Origin of the sequence: Streptococcus sp. DD12 (assembly GCF_001578885.1) — a bacterium.
Lineage (GTDB): Bacteria > Bacillota > Bacilli > Lactobacillales > Streptococcaceae > Streptococcus.
The window spans coordinates 664,838-686,011 of sequence record NZ_KQ969495.1; the positions used below are offsets into that span (position 1 = coordinate 664,838).

The 21,174-nt window shown below is 46.4% G+C and carries 18 protein-coding genes; 4 read left to right on the forward strand and 14 right to left on the reverse strand.

Annotated features, from left to right (window positions below):
• Window positions 1–161 precede the first annotated feature (161 nt).
• From STRDD12_RS03110 to STRDD12_RS03125, 4 genes are read left to right on the forward strand one after another with little or no spacing between them, the layout of a single operon-like run.
• Window positions 162–1,409, forward strand: coding sequence for an extracellular solute-binding protein (locus STRDD12_RS03110; RefSeq protein WP_066915062.1), 1,248 nt, complete (start codon window positions 162–164; stop codon window positions 1,407–1,409).
• A gap of 60 nt (window positions 1,410–1,469) precedes the next feature.
• The gene (locus STRDD12_RS03115; protein ID WP_066915064.1) at window positions 1,470–2,828 is read left to right on the forward strand and encodes a carbohydrate ABC transporter permease; all 1,359 of its coding nucleotides are present in this window, start codon (window positions 1,470–1,472) and stop codon (window positions 2,826–2,828) included.
• Window positions 2,828–3,664, forward strand: a complete 837-nt coding sequence (locus STRDD12_RS03120; RefSeq protein ID WP_066915066.1) for a sugar ABC transporter permease — start codon at window positions 2,828–2,830, stop codon at window positions 3,662–3,664. Before STRDD12_RS03115 ends, STRDD12_RS03120 begins: the two co-directional genes overlap by 1 nt.
• 24 nt (window positions 3,665–3,688) lie before the next feature.
• Window positions 3,689–4,825 (forward strand): ABC transporter ATP-binding protein, encoded by a 1,137-nt coding sequence (locus tag STRDD12_RS03125; RefSeq protein ID WP_066915068.1) that lies wholly within the window; start codon window positions 3,689–3,691, stop codon window positions 4,823–4,825.
• 93 nt (window positions 4,826–4,918) lie between these two features.
• On the opposite strand, the gene STRDD12_RS03130 is transcribed toward STRDD12_RS03125, so the two are convergent.
• The 14 genes from STRDD12_RS03130 to STRDD12_RS08410 form a co-directional block, all read right to left on the reverse strand.
• A complete protein-coding gene (locus STRDD12_RS03130) occupies window positions 4,919–5,962 on the reverse strand; it encodes a 2,3-butanediol dehydrogenase (protein ID WP_066915070.1) in 1,044 nt (347 codons plus the stop codon).
• Between the two features lie 366 nt (window positions 5,963–6,328).
• Window positions 6,329–6,886, reverse strand: coding sequence for a GNAT family N-acetyltransferase (locus STRDD12_RS03135; protein ID WP_066915072.1), 558 nt, complete (start codon window positions 6,884–6,886; stop codon window positions 6,329–6,331).
• A 214-nt stretch (window positions 6,887–7,100) separates the two neighbouring features.
• Complete coding sequence (locus STRDD12_RS03140; protein WP_066915074.1) at window positions 7,101–8,198, reverse strand: NAD(P)/FAD-dependent oxidoreductase; 1,098 nt, start codon at window positions 8,196–8,198, stop codon at window positions 7,101–7,103.
• Between the two features lie 9 nt (window positions 8,199–8,207).
• Window positions 8,208–8,999: a Nif3-like dinuclear metal center hexameric protein gene (locus STRDD12_RS03145; protein ID WP_066915076.1), complete on the reverse strand. Its 792-nt coding sequence runs from the start codon at window positions 8,997–8,999 to the stop codon at window positions 8,208–8,210.
• On the reverse strand, window positions 8,996–9,673 hold the full coding sequence (locus STRDD12_RS03150; RefSeq protein ID WP_066915078.1) for a tRNA (adenine(22)-N(1))-methyltransferase: 678 nt from the start codon (window positions 9,671–9,673) through the stop codon (window positions 8,996–8,998). Before STRDD12_RS03150 ends, STRDD12_RS03145 begins: the two co-directional genes overlap by 4 nt.
• Before the next feature lie 119 nt (window positions 9,674–9,792).
• On the reverse strand, window positions 9,793–10,485 hold the full coding sequence (locus STRDD12_RS03155; RefSeq protein WP_066915080.1) for a DnaD domain-containing protein: 693 nt from the start codon (window positions 10,483–10,485) through the stop codon (window positions 9,793–9,795).
• 9 nt (window positions 10,486–10,494) lie between these two features.
• Entirely contained in the window at window positions 10,495–11,439 is a 945-nt protein-coding gene (locus tag STRDD12_RS03160; protein WP_066915082.1) for a homoserine O-succinyltransferase, read from the reverse strand.
• Between the two features lie 106 nt (window positions 11,440–11,545).
• Window positions 11,546–12,058 carry an adenine phosphoribosyltransferase gene (locus STRDD12_RS03165; RefSeq protein WP_066915085.1) on the reverse strand — a complete coding sequence of 171 codons (513 nt, stop codon included), beginning with the start codon at window positions 12,056–12,058 and terminating at the stop codon, window positions 11,546–11,548.
• Between the two features lie 49 nt (window positions 12,059–12,107).
• Window positions 12,108–14,333, reverse strand: coding sequence for a single-stranded-DNA-specific exonuclease RecJ (recJ, locus tag STRDD12_RS03170; protein ID WP_066915087.1), 2,226 nt, complete (start codon window positions 14,331–14,333; stop codon window positions 12,108–12,110).
• Window positions 14,330–15,085 carry an SDR family NAD(P)-dependent oxidoreductase gene (locus tag STRDD12_RS03175; RefSeq protein ID WP_066915089.1) on the reverse strand — a complete coding sequence of 252 codons (756 nt, stop codon included), beginning with the start codon at window positions 15,083–15,085 and terminating at the stop codon, window positions 14,330–14,332. The genes recJ and STRDD12_RS03175 overlap by 4 nt, the downstream gene beginning before the upstream one ends.
• On the reverse strand, window positions 15,082–16,011 hold the full coding sequence (rnz, locus tag STRDD12_RS03180) for a ribonuclease Z (RefSeq protein WP_066915090.1): 930 nt from the start codon (window positions 16,009–16,011) through the stop codon (window positions 15,082–15,084). The genes STRDD12_RS03175 and rnz overlap by 4 nt, the downstream gene beginning before the upstream one ends.
• A gap of 2 nt (window positions 16,012–16,013) precedes the next feature.
• Complete coding sequence (locus STRDD12_RS03185) at window positions 16,014–16,649, reverse strand: hypothetical protein (protein ID WP_066915091.1); 636 nt, start codon at window positions 16,647–16,649, stop codon at window positions 16,014–16,016.
• Window positions 16,633–17,880 carry a GTPase HflX gene (gene hflX, locus STRDD12_RS03190; protein ID WP_066915092.1) on the reverse strand — a complete coding sequence of 416 codons (1,248 nt, stop codon included), beginning with the start codon at window positions 17,878–17,880 and terminating at the stop codon, window positions 16,633–16,635. Before hflX ends, STRDD12_RS03185 begins: the two co-directional genes overlap by 17 nt.
• A 130-nt stretch (window positions 17,881–18,010) precedes the next feature.
• Window positions 18,011–21,174: LPXTG cell wall anchor domain-containing protein (locus tag STRDD12_RS08410; protein ID WP_156471458.1), on the reverse strand; the 3,164-nt coding region annotated here is incomplete at its 5' end.

Genomic DNA, 21,174 nt, shown 5'->3' on the forward strand with positions numbered 1-21,174 from the left:
ACAGATGGTAATTTAATCTGCACCCCCTACCGTCTCATGGGTTTTCCTTAGGAGGACTCAACAAAAAACAAAATATTTTAAAAAAATTTAAAGAAAGCGCTTGACAAACTCTGCAAACGGTTGCATAATGGAGAAAAACAAGTCATTCAGGAGGAATCAGAATGAAAAATTGGAAAAAAGTCCTGCTTGCAGGGACAAGTCTTTTAGTGGCAGGGTCACTCCTTGTCGCATGTAGCAACAGCAAAGATTCAAAAGCTTCTGCTAGTGAAAAAACGCTGAAGTTGTGGGTGCCTACTGGCGCTAAGACATCTTACGCAGACACCATTAAAAACTTTGAAAAAGAAACCGGCTATAAGGTTGACATGGTTGAAATGGAAGACCCTAATGCCCAAGAAAACCTGACTAAGGATGCTTCAACAGCTGCCGATGTCTTTTCACTGCCTCATGATCAGTTAGGTAAACTCGTCGAATCAGGCGCCATTCAAGAAATTCCTGAAAAATACCGGAAAGAGATTACTCAAAATGATACCGAGCAAGCTGCACTTGGTGCCCAATACAAAGGAAAAACCTATGCCTTTCCTTATGGTATCGAGTCTCAAGTCACCTACTACAACAAATCAAAACTGACAGCAGACGATGTCAAATCTTATGAAACCATTACTTCAAAGGGTAAATTCGGAGGCAACCTAAAAGAAGTCAATGCCTATGCCACAGCCCCTCTTTTCCTATCAGTCGGAGATACCCTCTTTGGAGCTTCCGGTGAAGATGTTAAGGGAACCAACTGGGGCAATGAAGCTGGGGTTAACGTGCTAAAATTTATTGCAGCTCAAAAATCTAATAGCGGCTTTGTCAATGTCGACGCAGCCAATACCCTTTCAAAATTTGGCGATGGTTCCATTGACGCCTTCCAATCAGGCCCATGGGATTACGCTGCTGCTGAAAAAGCAGTCGGTAAAGACAATCTTGGTATCGCTATCTACCCAACTGTCGTCATCGGTGGCAAAACAGTGCAACAAAAAGCCTTTCTAGGTGTTAAGCTCTATGCGGTTAACCAAACACCTTCAAAAGGGAACGCAGACCGTATTGCCGCTAGCTACAAACTCGCTCAAGCTTTGACCAGCAAGGACAGTCAAGAAAACCAATTCAGCTTTGAGGGCCGTCACATCATTCCTGCCAACAAAGAAGTCCAAGCTTCTCAAGCCGTCCAAAATGACACACTAGCTCAAGCAGTTATTACTATGGGTTCTTCTGACAGCTACACGACTGTCATGCCAAAACTCAGCCAAATGTCCGTCTTTTGGACTGAAAGTGCTGCAATCCTCAGTGATGTTTACAATGGTAAAATCAGTGAGGACCAATACCTTGCTAAATTGCAACAATTTGATAAAGATTTAGCGTCTGCTAAATAAGGCAAAAAGTGAGGAGTCTTTTTCTCTTCACTTTTTTTACAGCTTGACTAGGAGATTCTTATGACACAGATTTCATACGAGAGCCTTCCCATGCGCCAAGTTTTTCAAAAAGGAAGCTGGGAGGTCAAACTATCCTTTTTCATCATGGGCTTTAGCAATCTCGTCCATAAACAATGGACCAAAGGCTTGCTTTTCCTCTTCTCTGAAATACTCTTTTTGCTGAGCTTTTTCCTACAGGTCATCCCAGCTCTTCAAGGCCTAATCACTCTGGGGAGTCAAGAGCAGGGAGAGGCCACGAAAACTGTTGACGGTATTTCCATCACCGTTCAAGTGGCCGGGGACAACTCTATGCTGATGCTGATTTCAGGACTGGCTGCCCTTATCTTTTGTGCAGTCTTTGCCTACATCTACTGGTGCAGCCTAAAAAGCACACGGCATCTCATGTCTCTTGTCCAAACGGGTCGTCCTGTCCCAAACTTTCTGACAGATGTGAAAACTCTGACAGATGGTCGCTTTCACATGGGACTGATGGCTATTCCGCTAATTGGAGTTTTACTTTTCACCATCTTACCGTTGATCTACATGATCTCTTTGGCTTTTACCAACTTTGATCACAATCACCCGGCTCCAAAATCTCTCTTTGACTGGGTTGGTTTCGCAAGCTTTAGCGACGTCTTTTCAGGGCGCATGGCCAGTACCTTTTTCCCTCTCTTAACCTGGACCCTGGTCTGGGCTGTTGCTGCAACGGCAACGACCTTTTTCTTCGGAATTGTACTTGCCCTCTTACTCAACACCAAGGGGCTACGCTTTAAAAAAGTCTGGCGGACGCTATTTGTGATTACGATTGCGGTGCCTCAGTTTGTGTCCCTGCTCTTGATGCGCAATTTCCTCAATGATCACGGGCCACTCAATGGTATCTTACAGCATCTGCACCTCATTAAAGAGCCTATCCCCTTTTTAACAGACCCACTGTGGGCTAAATTTTCCATCATTTTTGTCAACATGTGGATTGGGATTCCATTTACCATGCTAGTGGCAACGGGTATTATTATGAATCTCCCATCGGAGCAAATCGAGGCGGCAGAAATCGATGGGGCCAGCAAATTCCAAATTTTTAGGCACATCACCTTCCCTCAAATTTTACTGATTATGGCGCCGTCCTTAATTCAGCAATTTATCGGGAACATCAACAATTTCAATGTCATCTACTTCTTGACAGGTGGTGGGCCAACCAATTCCGCTTACTACCAAGCAGGGTCTACTGACCTTCTGGTCACTTGGCTCTACAAGTTAACCGTTACAGCCAAAGACTATAATTTAGCCTCTGTTATCGGTATTCTTATCTTTGCCTTGTCCGCCATATTTAGCCTTTTGGCCTACACGCGGTCTGCTTCATTCCAGGAAGGAGCTGCTAAATAATGAAACGCAAAAAAAATCTCTACCTAACAGGTATTTACATCCTCTTAACCGTGCTTGCCGTGATTTGGTTGCTCCCTATCCTATGGATTGTCCTGACCAGTTTTCGAGGAGAAGGCACCAATGCGGTCCCCTACTTCTTTCCCAAAACCTACACTTTTGACAATTACATCAAACTCTTTAACAACAATGCCTATCCTTTTGGCCAATGGTTTCTTAATACCTTTATCGTGGCAACCTGCACCTGTATCCTCTCTACACTCATCACCGTCGGTATGGCCTATTCGCTAAGCCGCATCCAGTTCAAGCATCGCAATGGCTTTCTAAAGTTAGCTCTTGTCCTAAATATGTTTCCTGGCTTTATGAGTATGATTGCAGTTTACTACATCCTCAAGGCACTCAATTTAACCCAGACATTAACATCACTGATTTTGGTCTATTCCGCGGGGGCGGCGCTTGGTTTTTACATTGCCAAAGGTTTCTTTGATACCATTCCCTACGCTTTGGATGAGTCAGCCATGATTGACGGTGCTACACGCCTGCAAATTTTCACCAAGATTACCCTGCCCCTGTCCAAACCCATCATCGTCTATACTGCGCTGATGGCCTTTATGGGACCTTGGGTTGACTTTATCTTTGCCTCTGTCATTCTTGGTGACGTTAAAGACAAGTACACCGTAGCGCTAGGGCTTTATCAAATGCTCAACCAAGATGCTATCAACGAATGGTTCCTACCATTCACCGCTGGTGCCATTCTCATTGCCATTCCAATCACACTCCTCTTTATCTTTATGCAAAAATACTATGTTGAAGGTGTGACTGGTGGTTCTGTCAAATAAGTTTACAGGATAAGGAAAATTATTATGACAACACTAAAATTAGACAAGATTTATAAAAAATACCCCAATGCTTCGCATTACGCTGTTGAAGATTTCTCTATCGACATTAAGGACAAAGAATTTATCGTATTTGTCGGTCCTTCCGGCTGTGGAAAATCAACCACCCTCCGCATGGTTGCTGGCTTAGAAGATATCACTGAAGGCGACCTCTTCATCGATGGAGAACGTGTGAATGATAAATCACCTAAAGACCGAGATATTGCCATGGTCTTTCAAAATTACGCACTCTATCCGCACATGACCGTTTATGAAAATATGGCCTTTGGTTTGAAACTGCGTAAATACGCAAAAGACGACATCGACCGTCGGGTCCGTGAGGCTGCGGCAAGTCTAGGCTTAACCGAGTTCTTGGAACGTAAACCCGCAGATTTGTCAGGAGGACAACGCCAACGTGTGGCTATGGGGCGGGCTATCGTTCGTGATGCCAAAGTCTTTCTGATGGACGAACCCCTCTCTAACCTGGATGCCAAACTTCGGGTGACTATGCGTGCTGAAATTGCCAAAATCACACAAAGTATTGGCGCAACAACCATCTATGTCACCCATGATCAGACGGAAGCTATGACCTTGGCAGACCGTATCGTTATTATGAGTGCTAGCAAAAACCCTGATGGTTCCGGCACTATCGGTCGCATTGAACAGATTGGTAGCCCACAAGAACTCTACAACGAGCCCGTGAATACCTTCGTAGCTGGCTTCATTGGCAGTCCGTCTATGAATTTCTTTACGGTCAAAGTAGATGGTCAGCGCATTAGCAATGAAGAAGGCCTCGACCTCGCCATCACACAAGGGCAAGCCAAAATCCTAAAAGAAACTGGCTATGAAGGAAAAGAAGTCATCTTTGGTATCCGTCCAGAGGACATTTCCAGCAAACCGATTGTTCAAGAAACTTATCCCGAGGCTAATGTGGATGCCGAGGTTCAAGTCGCTGAACTCCTGGGGTCTGAAACCATGCTCTATGTCCGCAAGGGCCATACGGAATTCGCTGCCAGAGTGGATGCGAGGGATTACCACAAACCAGGAGAGACTGTCAATTTGACCTTCAATGTCGTTAAAGGGCACTTCTTTGACCCTCAAACTAAAAAACGGATTCATCTGTAAGAAAAATTTTCACGTCCCATCAGTATTTCGCAACAAAAAAAAACGCCTACTGGCGTTTTTTTACTGTTTCAACTTATCTCGATAGCAAACATCTTATTCTGGTTTTACAAGAATTTTAATCTGCGATTTGTCCTGTGTTAGCTCGATGAAACCGTCTTGGACGATATTTTCCAAGCTAATTTTTTTGGTGACGAGTTTGTCTGCTGAGAAGTAGCCTTGCTCCATCAATTCCAACACTTTAGGGAAGATATGGCGATAGGCGATAATTCCCTTCAGGGATTTCTCTTGAATGGCAAATTCATTGGGGTTGATGGACGCTTCCCGTTCCCAGATAGAGACGACCATACATTCACCCGCCTTATGGACAGCGGCCAAGGCTTGGCTTAAGACCACTGGAACACCAGTGACTTCATAAGAAACATCCGCTCCCCCGTCTGTTAAACGGTGGATGGCTTCCACAACGGTTTCTCCTGCCTCGGGTTCTACCACAATCGCCCCTAATTCTCTTGCCTTAGCTTGTCTTTCTGCTGATAATTCAACGGCATAAATTTTTGAGGCACCTGCAGCCCTGAGGGCTTCCACGATGAGTAGGCCAATAGGGCCAAGGCCAAAGACCACAGCCGTATCACCAGCCTTGAGTGCTGATTGGCGCACAGCATAAACAGCAACCGCTGCAGGCTCCGTCAAGGCTGCCTGCTCATAAGTCAGGCTATCTGGAATGACATGGACCAAATCCCCATCTAAAACACAATATTTGGCAAATCCACCATCTGCAGCCAGACCGACAAAGTTCAAATCAGGGTCCAAGTTATAGTCCCCAATCAAATTGTGCTTAGCCAAAATAGGTTCAACCGTCACTCGGTCACCAACCTTGACCCGCGTCACCTGGTTACCCACCTCGACAATTTCACCTGAAAATTCATGTCCCAGTGTCACAGGTGCTTTTTGCCCAGAGTAAACATGTTCCTCCGTTGGGATGAAAATCGGTCCATCTAAATACTCATGCAGGTCTGTCCCGCAAATTCCTGTGTATTTGACGGCTACCTTGACCTGATGAGGTAAAACCTCAGGGACTTCAACTTCTTCAATACGGACATCCTTAGCCGCATACCAACGCGCTGCTTTCATAGTTTCCATGATAGTTACCTCTCAATTTTCTTTTGGTACCATTCCCTTTTCAGGAAATCTACTGTTTTATTGTAAGCGCTTCCGCTGTATTTGTCAAGTGAAAATCATCACAAAAAAGCTGGATTTCTTGAGCCAGCTTTTCTTGGGTTTACAAAACTTCTGCCCTATCTGGTGCACAAAACAACTCCTCTAAAGGAGTAAAAACAGCGCCCCAGCTAAACAAACAAGAAAGATAAAGAGCGGGCGCCCTCCAATATGGAGTTTACGACAACTACTGACAAATGTCAGTCGTCATCCCCTATAACATATCATCTTTGTGGGGGAACTTGAAGATTGGCGAAACAGTGATAGCCTTAGCCATGACCGAGCAGACTATCAACTGTCACTCAAATCCCGATAGCTAATGCCAAAATGAAAGGGATGCTGGGCTTGCAACTTGGCAAATATATCCCGGTAGGCTGCCTCATCAAAATGATCGCCACGGTAGAGGATTTCAAAGCTCAAGCCATCGTAATTCAAAAAGGCATTGCTACTTTTAAAGCCATTTCTCTGGTAAAAGGCCATCCGCGCTTGACGTTGCGACAGGTTATCACTCGGTTCATCCAGGCGCTCAACCTCGAGAACCATGGTCTTTCCTTGGTAAAATTCGACCAATTTGTCAATGATTTGACTGCCATAACCTTGACTACGCTTGGTCGGCATAATTGCAAAGAAGCTCAAATAAAAGCAAGCCTCGTTGTAAAGGCTAAAAGCAAAGCCCACAAAATCACCTTCGTCATAAAAGGCAAAAAAGTTTGCGCTATCCCCCTGAGCCGCTTCTAACATTTCAGACAGCGAGACACGTTCTTCCGGTGGAAAGGCCTCCTTATTGAGGGCCTCTACCCGAGCTAGGTCAGGCAAGTCTGCGGTGATTAGTTGACTGTGCAGAGACATGTAAACTCCTTTTTACATTTTTTTAACGGGGTTCGATTTTTAATGGTGCCAGAAAACCAAGCAGCTTTCTATCAGTAGTAGAAAGTCACCCCTAGGGAGCGAAGACAAAGTCTTTTCTTAGCTGAGAGAGGAATGGTCAGGAATCCTCTAGGAAGTCAGGCTTTTCATCTCTGAGCTTAAGGACTCAAAATGCCCCAGATTACAAGGCTTCATCTTAACGCTTAGCAATATAGCTTCCGATAGGGTAATCGCTAGGATTTAGGCTTGGCTTTTTGCTGGTCGCCAGATTGGCCAAGAACTGACCAATCAAAGGACCAATGGTTAAGCCCGTCGACCCTAATCCACTCGCTGCATAAACACCAGAAAGACCTGGAACCTGACCAAAGAAAGGGGAAAAATCTCTTGTATAAGCACGCGTCCCCACACGTGATTGGTGGACCTTAGCCTGTCTCAAGTCCGGGTAGTAACCCATCGCTTCTTGGTCGAAGCGCTCTGTAATGGTTGGGTCCACAGTTAGGTCAAATCCCTTATCATTTTCATGGCTGGCACCGATACTCAGTTGGCCATTCGTAAAAGGAATCAGGTCTAATTCCCCCTCAGGCATGACAACAGGACAAGTGTCTAGCTTTTGGTGGCTCATCGAATAATCGCTGAGTTGCCCCTTTTGGGGACGGACATCGACAGAATAACCTAAGGGTTCTAAAATCTCACCCAACCAAGCACCAGTTGCCAAAATAACTTGGTCAAAAACCTGATGGCCCACCCGATAAGCATCGCCTAGCACTTCAAGGTCAACTTTGCCTTTAACAAGTGGAACACCACTAGCCTTTAAGAGCGTCTGCGTTAATCTAGCGCCATCTACTCGAGCCCCTCCCGTCGCGTAAAGCGCTCGCGCAAAGCCGGTCAAACCTGGAAAGAGGTCTTGTACTTGACTTGCTTCCAAAAGGCTCAAATCCCCCATGGCAGGAGCCTCATCTCGCCGACTCAAGGCTAGGTCATAGAGTTCGTCTAGCTTTTTGTCGTCTTTTTTTAGAAGAAGAACACCTGTCTGTTGATAGAAATCCCCGTCATACCCGCTAGCTGCTAAGTCTTTAAGTAACTCCTGGTAAAAATGCGCCCCCTTATTGGCTAGGCGATACCAGGCTTTATTGCGCCGTTTAGAAAACCAAGGACAGATAATACCTGCCGCGGCCTTGGTGGCCTGACCTTCCCCATAGTCGAAAACGGTTAGGTCACAGTCCGTTTCTCGGGATAAGTAAAATGCTGCTGTTGCTCCGACAGCCCCAGCTCCGATAATCGCTATTTTTGTCATACAGATTTCCTATCGGTGATAAAAAGGATTGGTATTTGCCTGACTTTGTAAAATCGTGACATCCCATCCTTGTGCTTCCTTCCACAGGTTGAGCAATTGGGCTACCTTTTCCACAAACAAAACCTCGATATGATGCCCAGGGTCAATCGCTAAAAGGCCTTGCGTCAACATTTCCTGTGCCGTATGGTAATAGATATCCCCAGTCACATACACCTGGGCCCCTTTTTTGATAGCCTCCGGATAAAAAGATTGGCCAGACCCGCCACAGATAGCCACACAATCAAGGAGCGCCTGCGATTCTTTTTCATAGCTGACGAGGCGCACACTGTCCAGTCCAAATTTAGCCTTGACCAGATTGGCAAATTGCTCTAAGGTTTGTGGGGCAATATGACCCACTCGGCCAATGCCATAACCGGCCTGCGTTTGAGACAAATAGGTCGTATCCGTCACATCTAGCAGCTCGCAAAACCAGTCATTTAAACCGCCCGGCACGACATCGATATTGGTATGACTCACATAAACCGCAATATCGTGTTTGACCAAATCCAAGAGCAAGCGATTTTGCGGGTTATCTACTAAATTTTTAAGCGGCCGAAAAATCGGGGCATGCTTAACAATAATCAAATCAACGCCTTGCGCAATGGCTTCTTTTACCGTATCCTCCCGGATATCCAAGGCAACCATGACACGTGACAAGTCTTTATCAAGACTGCCCAACTGCAAACCAGTAACATCTCCCTCCATGGATAGTTCCTGAGGGCAAAATACTTCATACCGTTCAATCAACGTTTCTGCTTTCACGCCAAAACCTCCTCAATCGCTCTCATCTTTTGAACCAATAGGCGTCGGTCATCTGTATTTTCTTGGGGAATCTTAGTCAGAGCCCTCTCCAATTTAGACAGTTCTCTCTGCCAACGCTGGGTAAAGGTCGCTGACTTTTCCTGACTTAATAGGGGGCCAAAGCGTTTTTCTTGCTCAGTCAAGGTCATCTGACCTGCCTGCGCCACTAAGATTTCATAAAATTTACCATGATCCAACACCATGGACTCTGCCACAAGTTCAAAGCCATTATGCTCCAACCAAGTCCTCACATCATCTTCCCGGTTGTTGGGCTGTAAGATGAGGCGTTGCACAGGTGCTAGCTTCTCCTTACCCGCCTCCAAAATCTGCGCAATGAGTCCCCCACCCATACCACAAATACTAATGGTATCCAGCTGATCTTCAGCCTCAAAGGCCGTTAATCCATCTGCCAGACGAACTACAATTTGCTTTTCCAACCCAAAAGTCTGGACATTTGCTTTGGCAGCTTCATAGGGACCAACCACGACTTCACCCGCTACGGCATAAGAAATCTGCCCCTCCTGAATAAGCGCAATCGGTAAATAAGCGTGGTCACTGCCCACATCTAAAAGACGTGCCCCCTGAGGCACAAAGGTTTTGACCGCCTGGAGACGGTCTGAAAGGGTAATGGTCATTTTAACTTCCTTCACATCAGACTAACTGCTCTAAGTATACCATCTCTTGGACACAAAAAAAAGCCCAGAAGGGCTTGATAGCACTGATAAATAGGTCACTAGCAGAGGGCCTGTGGGGCTTAATCGTCCTGCCAAAGGTCCATCGCCTGTAAAAAATCATCGGAAACCGTAACGTTTTGCGGTTGACTGGCCTCATGCTCTCGCCGCTGCGCTTCCACCTGAGCCAAGCTTGTAATCCCATCCTTGCGCCAATTGCGTAGGATAGCGTTGATATAGGACCAATTGGCCTTACCATTAAGAACCGCTAATTTGAGCGCCTCACGGACCAACTCTGGTCGTGTGCCTTCGTCCAAGGTTTGTTGCAGGTCTTCTAGCTCGAAGGGACTCAGTAAACGCCCTAACTCGCGTTCAAATTCTTCATTTAGCGTCTTGAGACTAATCACCGGTGAAGATTGACTCGCGTCTTCTGCTGGATGGGCCGTATCACCAAGGATTTCGTCCAAACGCCTAAAGACAGGCCGAGCATCAAAAACAGTATCCAAGCGGGCATCCAACTGAATATCTGTCATGCTAATCAAGCCACCATTGACCAGGCGTTCGATGGAACGATTAATCTCTGTAAGAGATTTGCCGGTAGCTTCTGCAATCTGACCAGGGGTCATCTCATTTTCAGGGCTCAAGTTTTGGTAATAAAAATATTGCCAAACGAGAAAATCATCTGCATTGGAAAAGATAGCCTTGAAGTGCAAGAGCAAGGCACTAGGAAGAGGCAAAATGGCCTGTTCCGAACTAAAAATCTTGTAATAACTCATCTCATTCTCTTATAGGTAGCCAAACATAGCTACCTCTTCTTGGAGTTGTTCTAAGCGATAAGGGGTTTCTTGATAAACCGCATAGTTCATCCAATTGCTAAAGAAGGTTGATGCTGCTAAACTCCAGCGCATGCTCGGTTGCTGATCTGGCTGGTCCTCTGGGAAATAATTGATGGGAATTTGTGGTGACAGGCCTGCTTTTTGATCACGGTGGTACTCTTGTGACAAGGTCTCACGACCATACTCCAAGTGACCAAAGCTATAAACCTCTCGCATATCCCGACTAGACAAGATAGAAAGCCCAACTTGATCACCTGCGGCTAAAACCTGCAGATGACTCTGACGGCGAATCGCCTCTTCAACCACTTCGGTATGTCGAGAGTGAGGGGCCAAAAAGGTATCATCAAACCCTCGCATCAAGGGACTATCTGGCAAGAGAACCTTTTGCTCATAGACACCTGAAAGTTTACAGGCTAACAAGTCTTTGTCAATCCCATAGCGATAATAAAGACCTGCCTGCGCCCCCCAACACAAATGCAAGGTGGAATAGACGTGGGTCTTGGACCAGTTGAACAGATCGCATAGCTCTTGCCAATAATCGACCTCTTCAAAAGCCATCTGTTCGACAGGAGCTCCCGTGACAATCATGCCATCAAAAAACTTGCCCTCAATATCAGCGAAAGTTTTATAGAAAGTCTCTAAATAACCGCGCCCCGTATTTTTGGACTGATGGCTGGTCATATAGAGAAAATCAACATTGATCTGCAAGGGCGTATTCGCTAAATTACGTAAGAGATGAACTTCCGTTTCAGCCTTTTTGGGCATGAGGTTCACGATGAGAACATTCATCGGCCGAATATCCTGATGGTCTGCGCGCATATTGTCCATGACAAAAATATTTTCCTGACGTAAGATGTCAATGGCAGCGAGTTTTTTGTCCACAGTTATCGGCATGTTAAAGTCCTCCCATTTTTAGTGATAGACCTATTATAAGGGAAGAACCTATAGTTAGCAATTATATATTTTTTCTAGATAGCTATAGTTATCAACTATAACACGCTTAGAAATGCATCAAAACCTTATAGTCATAACGGCCAATGGCTTCACGACCTTTGAGGTCATCTAGTTCAATCAAGAAGGCACAGCCTGCAACAACACCACCTAATTTTTCAATCATTTCGATGGTCGCTTTTACCGTTCCACCTGTCGCCAAAAGGTCGTCGACGATGAGGACCCGTTGCCCTGGTTTAATCGCATCAGCGTGCATGGTCAGGGTGTCTAGGCCATACTCTTTTTCATAGTCCGCCGAAATCACGTCACGAGGCAGTTTTCCAGGTTTACGAACGGGCGCAAAACCGATACCCAGCTCATAAGCCACAGGACAGCCCACGATAAAACCACGCGCTTCAGGGCCTACTACCATATCGATTTCCTTGTCGGTAGCGTATTGGACAATCTCACGAACAGCGTAGCTGTAGGCGTTGCCATCTGCCATCAAAGGGCTAATATCCCGAAAGGTCACCCCTTCTTGTGGATAGTTGGGAATACTAGCGATGTAATCTTTTAAATTCATGAATGTTTCTTTCTCCTTTTTATAACAGCCTACATTATAGCATGTTTCTCTAGTCGGAAACAGTTTTTGCATTGGCTGGTTGCATCAAATAGTCATAAATGTCCTTGGGACTGCCAATCGACATCAACTCCTGCACTTTAACTAAAGCTTTTAAATCTTGGTAAATCTGACTTTCTGCAATATCTCGCTTAGCAGCATTTTTGTTGACCGTCATCAAACCATCTGAGATGGTTACAAAATCGAGTTCTTCAAAAATCTGAATCATCTTGACCAGCAAAATAGGGTCAATCTTGAGATAATTGGCAAGTTCTTTTAGTTTATAGCGCACATCAAACTCTGGAAAACGCTGAATCGTTTTATAGAGTCTGGCGAATTGTTCCCGTTGCCCATAGCCAGTCAGATAATAATTTGGCGTCATCTGGTTGCGGAAATAAATGGCCTCATGGGGATAGGCCTGCAGGGCTTGGCAGATAGGGGTCAAATCTTCTGGGAGTTGGTTAATCACAACAGCAGTTGCCTGAGGCGCCTCCATCAAATCAGGCACATCAGCCGGCGGTGTCTGGCGTCGGCTTCTGACATCATAGAGTTGGACGCCTTCGACACGCGCATCATCAAAAAGCAACTGCAGGCTTGTTTGCCCATTCCAATGGTTGGTCGATAAGCTCACGACAAACTCTAGCCCCTGAGCCTGGGCGAAATCTAAAGCCCGCTGGCCCTGTGAAAAAGCTACCAAATCCACTGCAGTCTGCCCCTCTTGCAAACGTAACTTAAGATGGCTTTGATCCTTGCCCATGGTTTTTGACTGGGTCACCGTGACATCTGTAAGACGTAGGTGGGGTTTGGGATTGTCCATGCCAAAGGGGGCTAAAAGGCGAAGATTGTCCAAGCTTGCTAAACTGAGATCAGATAAAGCCACTGTGCTATCGACGGCCAGGGCCGGTTTCTGACTCAAATCAATCTGCTGGTCGCAAATGTAAGCCTCCAAAGCGTCTTGTAAAGCAGGGAGCTGGTCAACACGCAAGGTCATCCCAGCTGCCCCAGCATGGCCACCAAAGGCCTCAAAAAGCTCCCTGTGCGCATCCAGTGCTTGAAAAATATCCACAGCAGGGACACTGCGAGCACTGCCTTTGGCTTTTCCATCGGAAATAGCCAACAAAATCACGGGTTGTCCCAGTTGTTCTAATAAGCGACCCGCAACAATTCCCAAGACACCAGGGTGCCAGCCCTCTTTAGCAAGGACTTGAGCCTGCCGACTGGCATCCACCATAGCAAGGGCTTCTTGCTGGATGGATTGGACCAAGGCTTTGCGTTCTTCATTTTTATCAAGCAATAATTTGGCTAACTCTTGGGCAGTTAAGTCATCAAATCCCGTTAGAAGTTCAATGGCTGGATTGGGGTCATCCAAGCGCCCCAGGGCATTCAGCGCTGGAGCCAAAGTAAAGCCGATGGTTTCTTCTGTCACTTGTGAGGGGGAAACTTGGGCTTGGCTTAACAGTTCTTGGAGACCAAGACGTTCGGTTTGTTTGAGCACTTCTAGGCCATAGGCCACCATGAGACGATTTTCATCCGTCAGGCTGACCATATCAGCTACCGTCCCAATAGCCACCAAGTCCAAAAGTTCTTGTGGAATTTCTTCTAATAAGGCACAGGCCAGCTTAAAGGCCACACCCACACCAGCCAGATGCGGAAAAGGGTAGTGACCTTCAGGATGCTCAGGGTGAACAATGGCAAAAGCCTCCGGCAGTTCCTTTGGCAACGAATGGTGGTCCGTCACAATGACGTCCACACCTGCTGCTTGGGCATAGGCGATTGCTTCATGACCTGCAACGCCATTATCCACTGTCAATATGACATCGACATGCTCTTGTTCAATAAAGTATTTGTATACGCTGGTATTGGGCCCGTAGCCATCGGTAAAACGATTGGGCAGATAAACCCGCACTTGGGCACCGAGCATTTCCAAGGTTTCTTGGACCAGACTGGCACTGGTCATGCCATCAGCATCATAGTCGCCATAGATTAAAATCTGTTCTTGGGTCTCAATGGCTCGACGCAAGCGCTCCACTGCTTTCGCCATATCATGCAAGAGATAAGGGTCATGCAGTTGGCTAATATCTTTCTGCAAAAACTGACTTAGAGCCTCTTCACTAGTCAAGCCCCTTGCATAAGCCACACGAGCTGTCAGCGTATCTAGTCCTTGTTTTTTTGCCATAGCCATAAAATCTGCATCTGGATCCGTTTGGGCCAGCTGCCATTGATAGCGTTGTTGAATCATTTATAATTAAATACCTTTCGGGACAAAAACTGAGAAAAGCGTGGAAAGAGAACCGAAAACTTATAGGCAAAGTTGAGCGTCCAGGGCAGGTTAACACTCGGTCGTGGGTGGTCGAGTACCTCAACCATTTTCTTTGCAACCGCTTGAGGACTCAAGGTGAAGGCCTTAACTTTTTCCAGGTAGACACCCTCTGGGTCGGCCAAATCAAAAAAGCCTGTTGCCACTGGACCAGGGTTGATCGTGGTGACCTGGACTCCCTGATCAGCTAGCTCTAAGCGGATGGCATCTGAAAAACCGGTCACTGCATATTTACTGGCACAATAAACCGAGGACTGGGCTGTCGCCACCAAGCCTGACATGCTGACAACATTGATAATATGGCCTGCTCCTTTTTGGGCCATGCGAGGTCCTAACAGGCGACAAAAGGTCATGGTTGCAAAGGTGTTAACCTGAAACATGGCCTCAACCTCATCGCAGGAAAAGTCCTGATAATCCTTATACTCCCCAAAGCCAGCCGTATTGACCAAGACGTCTATGGACTCGCTCGCCCCAATTTCGGTCACAAGAGCCACCAAGGCTTGATTATCCATGACATCATAGGCCAGACAGCGTTTATTAGGCCAGGCGTCATAGCGTTTTTCGAGTTTTTCGGCATCTCTACCGAGCAATATCAAACGATCAGACTTGGGTAAGGTCTCGATAAAGGCTTGCGCAATGCCACCAGAGGCCCCTGTGATAAGCAGTGTTCTCATAGTTCAATCGTTTCTAAGTCTTTAACAACATGGGTCTGTGGGAAAATCGCTTGGGCATCCCGTTCAAAATCGGCCATGTCTTTAAATAAAAAGCGGGCACTGATGTGGTTGAGCAAGAGGCGTTTAGCATTGGCCTGTTTGGCCACTTGAGCCGCTTGTGTGTTGGTCGAATGCCCGTGGCTTTTTGCTATCCGTTCATCCCCTTGGCCATAGGTTGCTTCATGCACCAAAACATCAGCCCCCAAACCGAGACGAATGCTAGCATCTGTCTTACGCGTATCCCCTAAAATCGTCACAACTTTTCCAGGTCGTGGTGGCGAGATAAAATCGCTAGCGCGAATCACTCGGCCATCTTCCAAGGTAACGTCTTCACCCTGTTTGATTTTTCCAAAGAGGGGCCCGAAAGGTAAACCAGCAGCCTTTAAGCCTTCAGCATCCAAGCTTCCTTCCAAATCTTTTTGCATGACCCGATAGCCCACACAAAAAATCGTATGGTCCAAAGGCTCAGCATAAACCGTAAACTTATCAGTTTCCATGATTTTCCCTGTCGTGTGCTGGTCAAATTCGTGAAATTGTATCCGGTAGGGCAGGCGGGTCTTGGACATGCGTAGACTCGTCATCACATAGTTTTTAATCCCCACAGGACCATACAAATCCAAATCCGTTTGTTCTTCATTGGCCTGAAAAGCCCGACTGGACAAAAAACCGGGCAAACCAAAAATATGGTCACCATGCAAATGCGTGATGAAAATCTTCTTTACTTTACGTGGTCTGATATTGGTGTGGAGAACCTGACGTTGGGTGCCTTCCCCGCAATCAAACATCCAAATTTCGTTAATTTCATCGAGCAGCTTGAGTGCCAAGCTCGACACATTGCGCCCCTTTGCTGGTTGCCCAGCGCCCGTTCCAAGAAATTGGATTTCCATGCTTACTCCTTTTCGATATATACGTTTACTTGTCGGTCCGAAAAGGCAAAGGCCTTTTGTCCGGGATACTGATGCGCTAAGTCTAAAAGGTCTTCTTGATTATAGCCCCTCAGACAGATGGTTCCATCTGCCCATTGCCAGCCCTCAATCAGTGGGTCCTCAATAGCCAATGGTTGGGCCTGACTCAGAGACCTTGACAAAGGCTTCAGATGCAGATAATCCTCACCTATTCGCACTTGGTAAAAGGGAAACAAATTGGCCACTTGAAGGGCCAAATCTACCGTCCAAGGACTCGGATATTCTGCAAAAACCAAGGCCTCTTCTGACTTATTCTGGTAGGCAAAACCATAGGCCTTTCCATCCAGATTCAAGCGGATAAAAGGCTTGGCTTCTTGAAAGCTTGGCTGGTCTTGAAAGAGTTCCAAAGCCTGGGACAAGTCAAAAAAGTAATCACACGCCTGACGTGGGGATTCTTTTTGATAATACTGCGCAAAAAAAGCATTGATGACGCTAGGCGGTGGTGTGATAAAAAGCCGCTTTTGCTTGTCGGACAGTCCCTTGAGCACCCCTGTTAAATAAGCCTGATCGAGCTGTGTAAAGCCCCCATAAGTTAAAGCTAAGTTAAGATAATCTGTCATAGAAGCGCTCTAATCTCCATTTGTTTTTGTCGGCAATATAGCCTGTAATTGTTTCTGAAAAATTCCCCAATTCATCTTGATCCAAGATGGCCCAACGAGAGAGTTCGTATAGTCGGTAGACTTCCTCGACTGGACAAGTAATTTGAAAAGGAGAAAAGAGGTGCTTAAGTTCGCGCACCAAGATCGTTTTTATCTGCTTATGGCTATCTTTGGCCTTGCAAGACAAGGTCGCATGGGGAAAACGGTCGGGCGCAAAGAGAGAGACTTTATCCAACTTATTATAAATTGTCAACCGAGGAATAGTGCCCATGTCCACCTCGTCCAACAACTGCTCAACAACAACTTCTTGCTCTCTAAAATCAGGGTCACTTGCATCAACAACATGCAACAGTAAATCGCAATCTCTGCTTTCTTCCAAAGTTGACTTAAAGGCTGCGATTAACTCTGTTGGCAAGTCTTGAATAAAACCAACGGTATCAGTTAAGGTTGCCTCAAAAGCGCCTTGGATATGAATCTTCTTGGTCGTTGCATCCAAAGTCGCAAACAATTCATCCGCCTCGTACTGGTCATCTTGCGTCAGGCAATTCATCATCGTGGATTTACCCGCATTGGTGTAGCCAATAAGACCAATTTTAAACACAGATGACTGCTGTCTTTGCTCTCTGCCTTGTTGTCGCTGTTTCTCAACGACTTTCAGTTGGCGCTCGATATCTGTGATTTGATGGCGAATAGACCGCCGATTGAGCTCCAATTGGCTCTCCCCAGGCCCACGACTCCCGATGCCGCCAGCCTGCCGAGATAACATAATGCCTTTGCCGACCAGACGAGGCAGGAGGTATTTCAACTGGGCCAAATGCACCTGCAATTTGCCTTCATAACTTCTGGCACGCATGGCAAAAATGTCCAAAATCAACTGCATACGGTCTATCACCTTGCAGTCCAAAGCTTCCTCTAAGACCATATTTTGCCGAGGGGACAAGCGATTATTGACAATAACGGTGTCTATTGCGTTGTCTTCAACCTCTTGGCGTAGTTGGTCTAGCTTCCCGCTACCGACAAAACTTTTGGCATCGATAACATTTTTTCTTTGGATAACACTGCCCACTACTTGTCCGCCAGCTGTTTGTGCCAATCGTTCTAGCTCAGCTAGCGACATTTCCCAACGTTGACTCTCAGGTAGAACCACATGGACCAAAAGGACTCTTTCAGGGCTTAGTTTCGTCTCAAACATGGGTCTCCTCCTTTCCCGTCACGTCTTTCCATTATATCATATTTGCGGAGTGAAAGAAAAAGAGAGCCTTAGTTAGACTAAGGCTCTCTTTAAATAGGCTAAACACCTTTGAAAAAATTTGGCTAATCGCTTACGGTTTCTTTTTCTTCTTAGCAAGAGCTAAGCTTCCTCCCATCAAGACAAGCCCAAGTCCTAAAGCCAACTGGCTAGCACTATCATCACCTGTCAGCGGTAACCGCCCGACTGGTGCTGGTGCTTGTGGGTAAGCACTCAAGGAGGTCATTTGAGAAGTTGAAAGAAGCTCTGAATCCGATGTCGATTCCGAAAGACTCATTGCCTCAGTCATAGAGATTGCCTGACTTTGAGAAGTCGTTGTGCTTTGGCTCAGTGATTCTGACGTGCTCAAGCTCTCACTGGTTGATAGGCTGGTGCTCAGGCTTTCACTCATAGACAAGCTAGTGCTTAAGCTTTCACTCATGGAAAGACTGGTGCTGAGGCTCTCACTCATAGAAAGGCTGGTACTCAAACTCTCGCTAGTTGACAAGCTAGTGCTCAGACTTTCGCTAGTAGAAAGGCTGGTACTCAGACTCTCACTCGTTGACAAACTCGTACTTAAACTTTCACTAGTAGAGAAACTGGTACTCAAGCTCTCACTCATGGACAAGCTTGTGCTCAGGCTCTCGCTAGTAGACAAGCTAGTACTCAAGCTTTCGCTCATAGAAAGACTGGTGCTCAGGCTTTCGCTGGTAGAGAAACTGGTACTTAAGCTCTCGCTGGTAGAAAGACTCGTGCTCAGACTCTCGCTAGTAGAGAAACTTGTGCTCAAGCTTTCGCTGGTGGAAAGGCTTGTGCTCAAGCTCTCGCTCATAGAAAGACTCGTACTGAGACTCTCGCTAGTAGAGAAGCTGGTGCTCAAGCTTTCACTCATGGAAAGACTGGTACTCAAGCTTTCACTAGTAGAAAAGCTAGTACTTAGACTTTCACTGGTAGACAAGCTGGTACTCAAGCTTTCGCTAGTAGACAAGCTGGTACTTAAACTTTCACTTGTAGACAGGCTGGTACTCAAGCTTTCGCTGGTGGACAAGCTAGTGCTGAGACTCTCACTCATAGAAAGGCTGGTGCTGAGACTCTCGCTAGTAGAGAAACTTGTGCTCAGACTCTCACTCATAGACAAGCTGGTGCTCAGGCTTTCACTTGTAGAAAGACTAGTACTTAAGCTTTCACTGGTGGACAGACTGGTACTTAAGCTCTCGCTAGTTGAGAAACTTGTACTCAAGCTTTCACTCATAGAAAGACTGGTGCTCAGGCTTTCGCTGGTAGACAAGCTAGTACTCAAGCTCTCGCTCATAGAAAGACTGGTACTTAAGCTCTCGCTCATGGAAAGACTAGTACTTAGACTCTCGCTGGTAGAAAGGCTCGTACTCAAACTTTCACTTGTAGACAGGCTGGTACTCAAGCTCTCACTCGTTGACAAACTCGTACTTAAACTTTCACTAGTAGAGAAACTTGTACTCAAGCTCTCACTCATGGACAAGCTAGTGCTGAGACTTTCACTGGTGGAAAGACTGGTACTGAGGCTTTCACTTGTAGACAGACTGGTGCTTAAACTTTCACTAGTTGAGAAACTCGTGCTCAAGCTCTCACTAGTAGAAAGGCTGGTACTTAAACTTTCACTAGTAGAGAAACTTGTGCTCAGACTCTCACTCGTTGACAGACTAGTACTCAAACTTTCGCTAGTAGAGAGGCTAGTGCTGAGACTTTCACTCATAGAAAGACTAGTACTGAGGCTTTCACTTGTAGACAAGCTCGTACTTAAGCTTTCGCTCATAGAAAGACTGGTACTTAAGCTCTCGCTGGTAGATAAGCTAGTACTCAAGCTCTCGCTTGTTGACAGACTGGTACTCAAGCTTTCGCTCATAGAAAGGCTCGTACTCAAGCTTTCACTGGTAGACAGGCTTGTGCTCAGGCTCTCACTCATAGACAAACTTGTACTCAAGCTCTCGCTGGTAGACAAGCTCGTGCTCAAGCTCTCACTCATAGAAAGGCTGGTACTTAAACTTTCACTAGTAGAGAAACTCGTGCTCAAACTTTCGCTAGTGGACAAGCTAGTGCTAAGGCTCTCGCTTGTTGAGAAACTGGTGCTCAAGCTCTCACTCATAGAAAGGCTCATACTCAAGCTTTCACTGGTTGACAAGCTAGTGCTAAGGCTCTCACTCATCGAAAGGCTGGTACTTAAGCTTTCGCTGGTGGAGAAACTTGTGCTCAAACTTTCGCTCATAGACAAGCTCGTGCTCAGACTCTCACTCGTTGACAGACTAGTACTCAAACTTTCGCTCATAGACAAGCTCGTGCTCAGGCTTTCGCTAGTAGACAAGCTGGTACTCAAGCTTTCGCTGGTAGACAAGCTGGTGCTGAGACTTTCACTCATAGAAAGACTGGTGCTGAGACTCTCGCTTGCCGAGACTGACGCGGAGGTGGACTCGGATTGACTTACCGAAGTCGAAAGGGACTCGGACTCAGACACAGAGGTGCTGAGACTCTCACTCACTGATACTGACGCGGAGGTGGACTCGGATTGACTGACCGAAGTTGAAAGGGATTCAGACTCAGACACGGACGTGCTCAAGCTTTCGCTCACTGATACCGACTCAGAAGTGGACTCAGATTGACTGACCGAAGTTGAAAGGGATTCAGACTCAGACACGGACGTGCTCAAGCTTTCGCTCACTGATACCGACTCAGAAGTGGACTCAGATTGACTTACCGAAGTTGAAAGGGATTCGGACTCAGACACAGAGGTGCTGAGACTCTCACTCACTGATACTGACGCAGAAGTGGACTCGGATTGACTGACCGAAGTTGAAAGAGATTCTGACTCGGAGACAGACGTGCTCAGGCTTTCGCTCACTGACACTGACTCAGAAAGGGACTCTGATTGACTTACCGATGTCGAAAGAGATTCAGACTCAGACACGGAAGTGCTGAGACTCTCGCTTGCCGATACTGACGCGGAGGTGGACTCGGATTGACTGACCGAAGTCGAAAGGGATTCTGACTCGGAGACAGAAGTACTCAAACTTTCGCTCGCTGATACCGACTCGGAAGCGGACTCAGATTGACTTACTGATGTTGAAAGGGATTCAGACTCAGACACGGACGTGCTCAAGCTTTCGCTCGCTGATACTGACGCGGAGGTGGACTCAGATTGACTAACTGAGGTTGAAAGAGATTCAGACTCAGAGACAGACGTACTGAGACTCTCGCTCGCAGATACTGACGCGGATGTAGACTCGG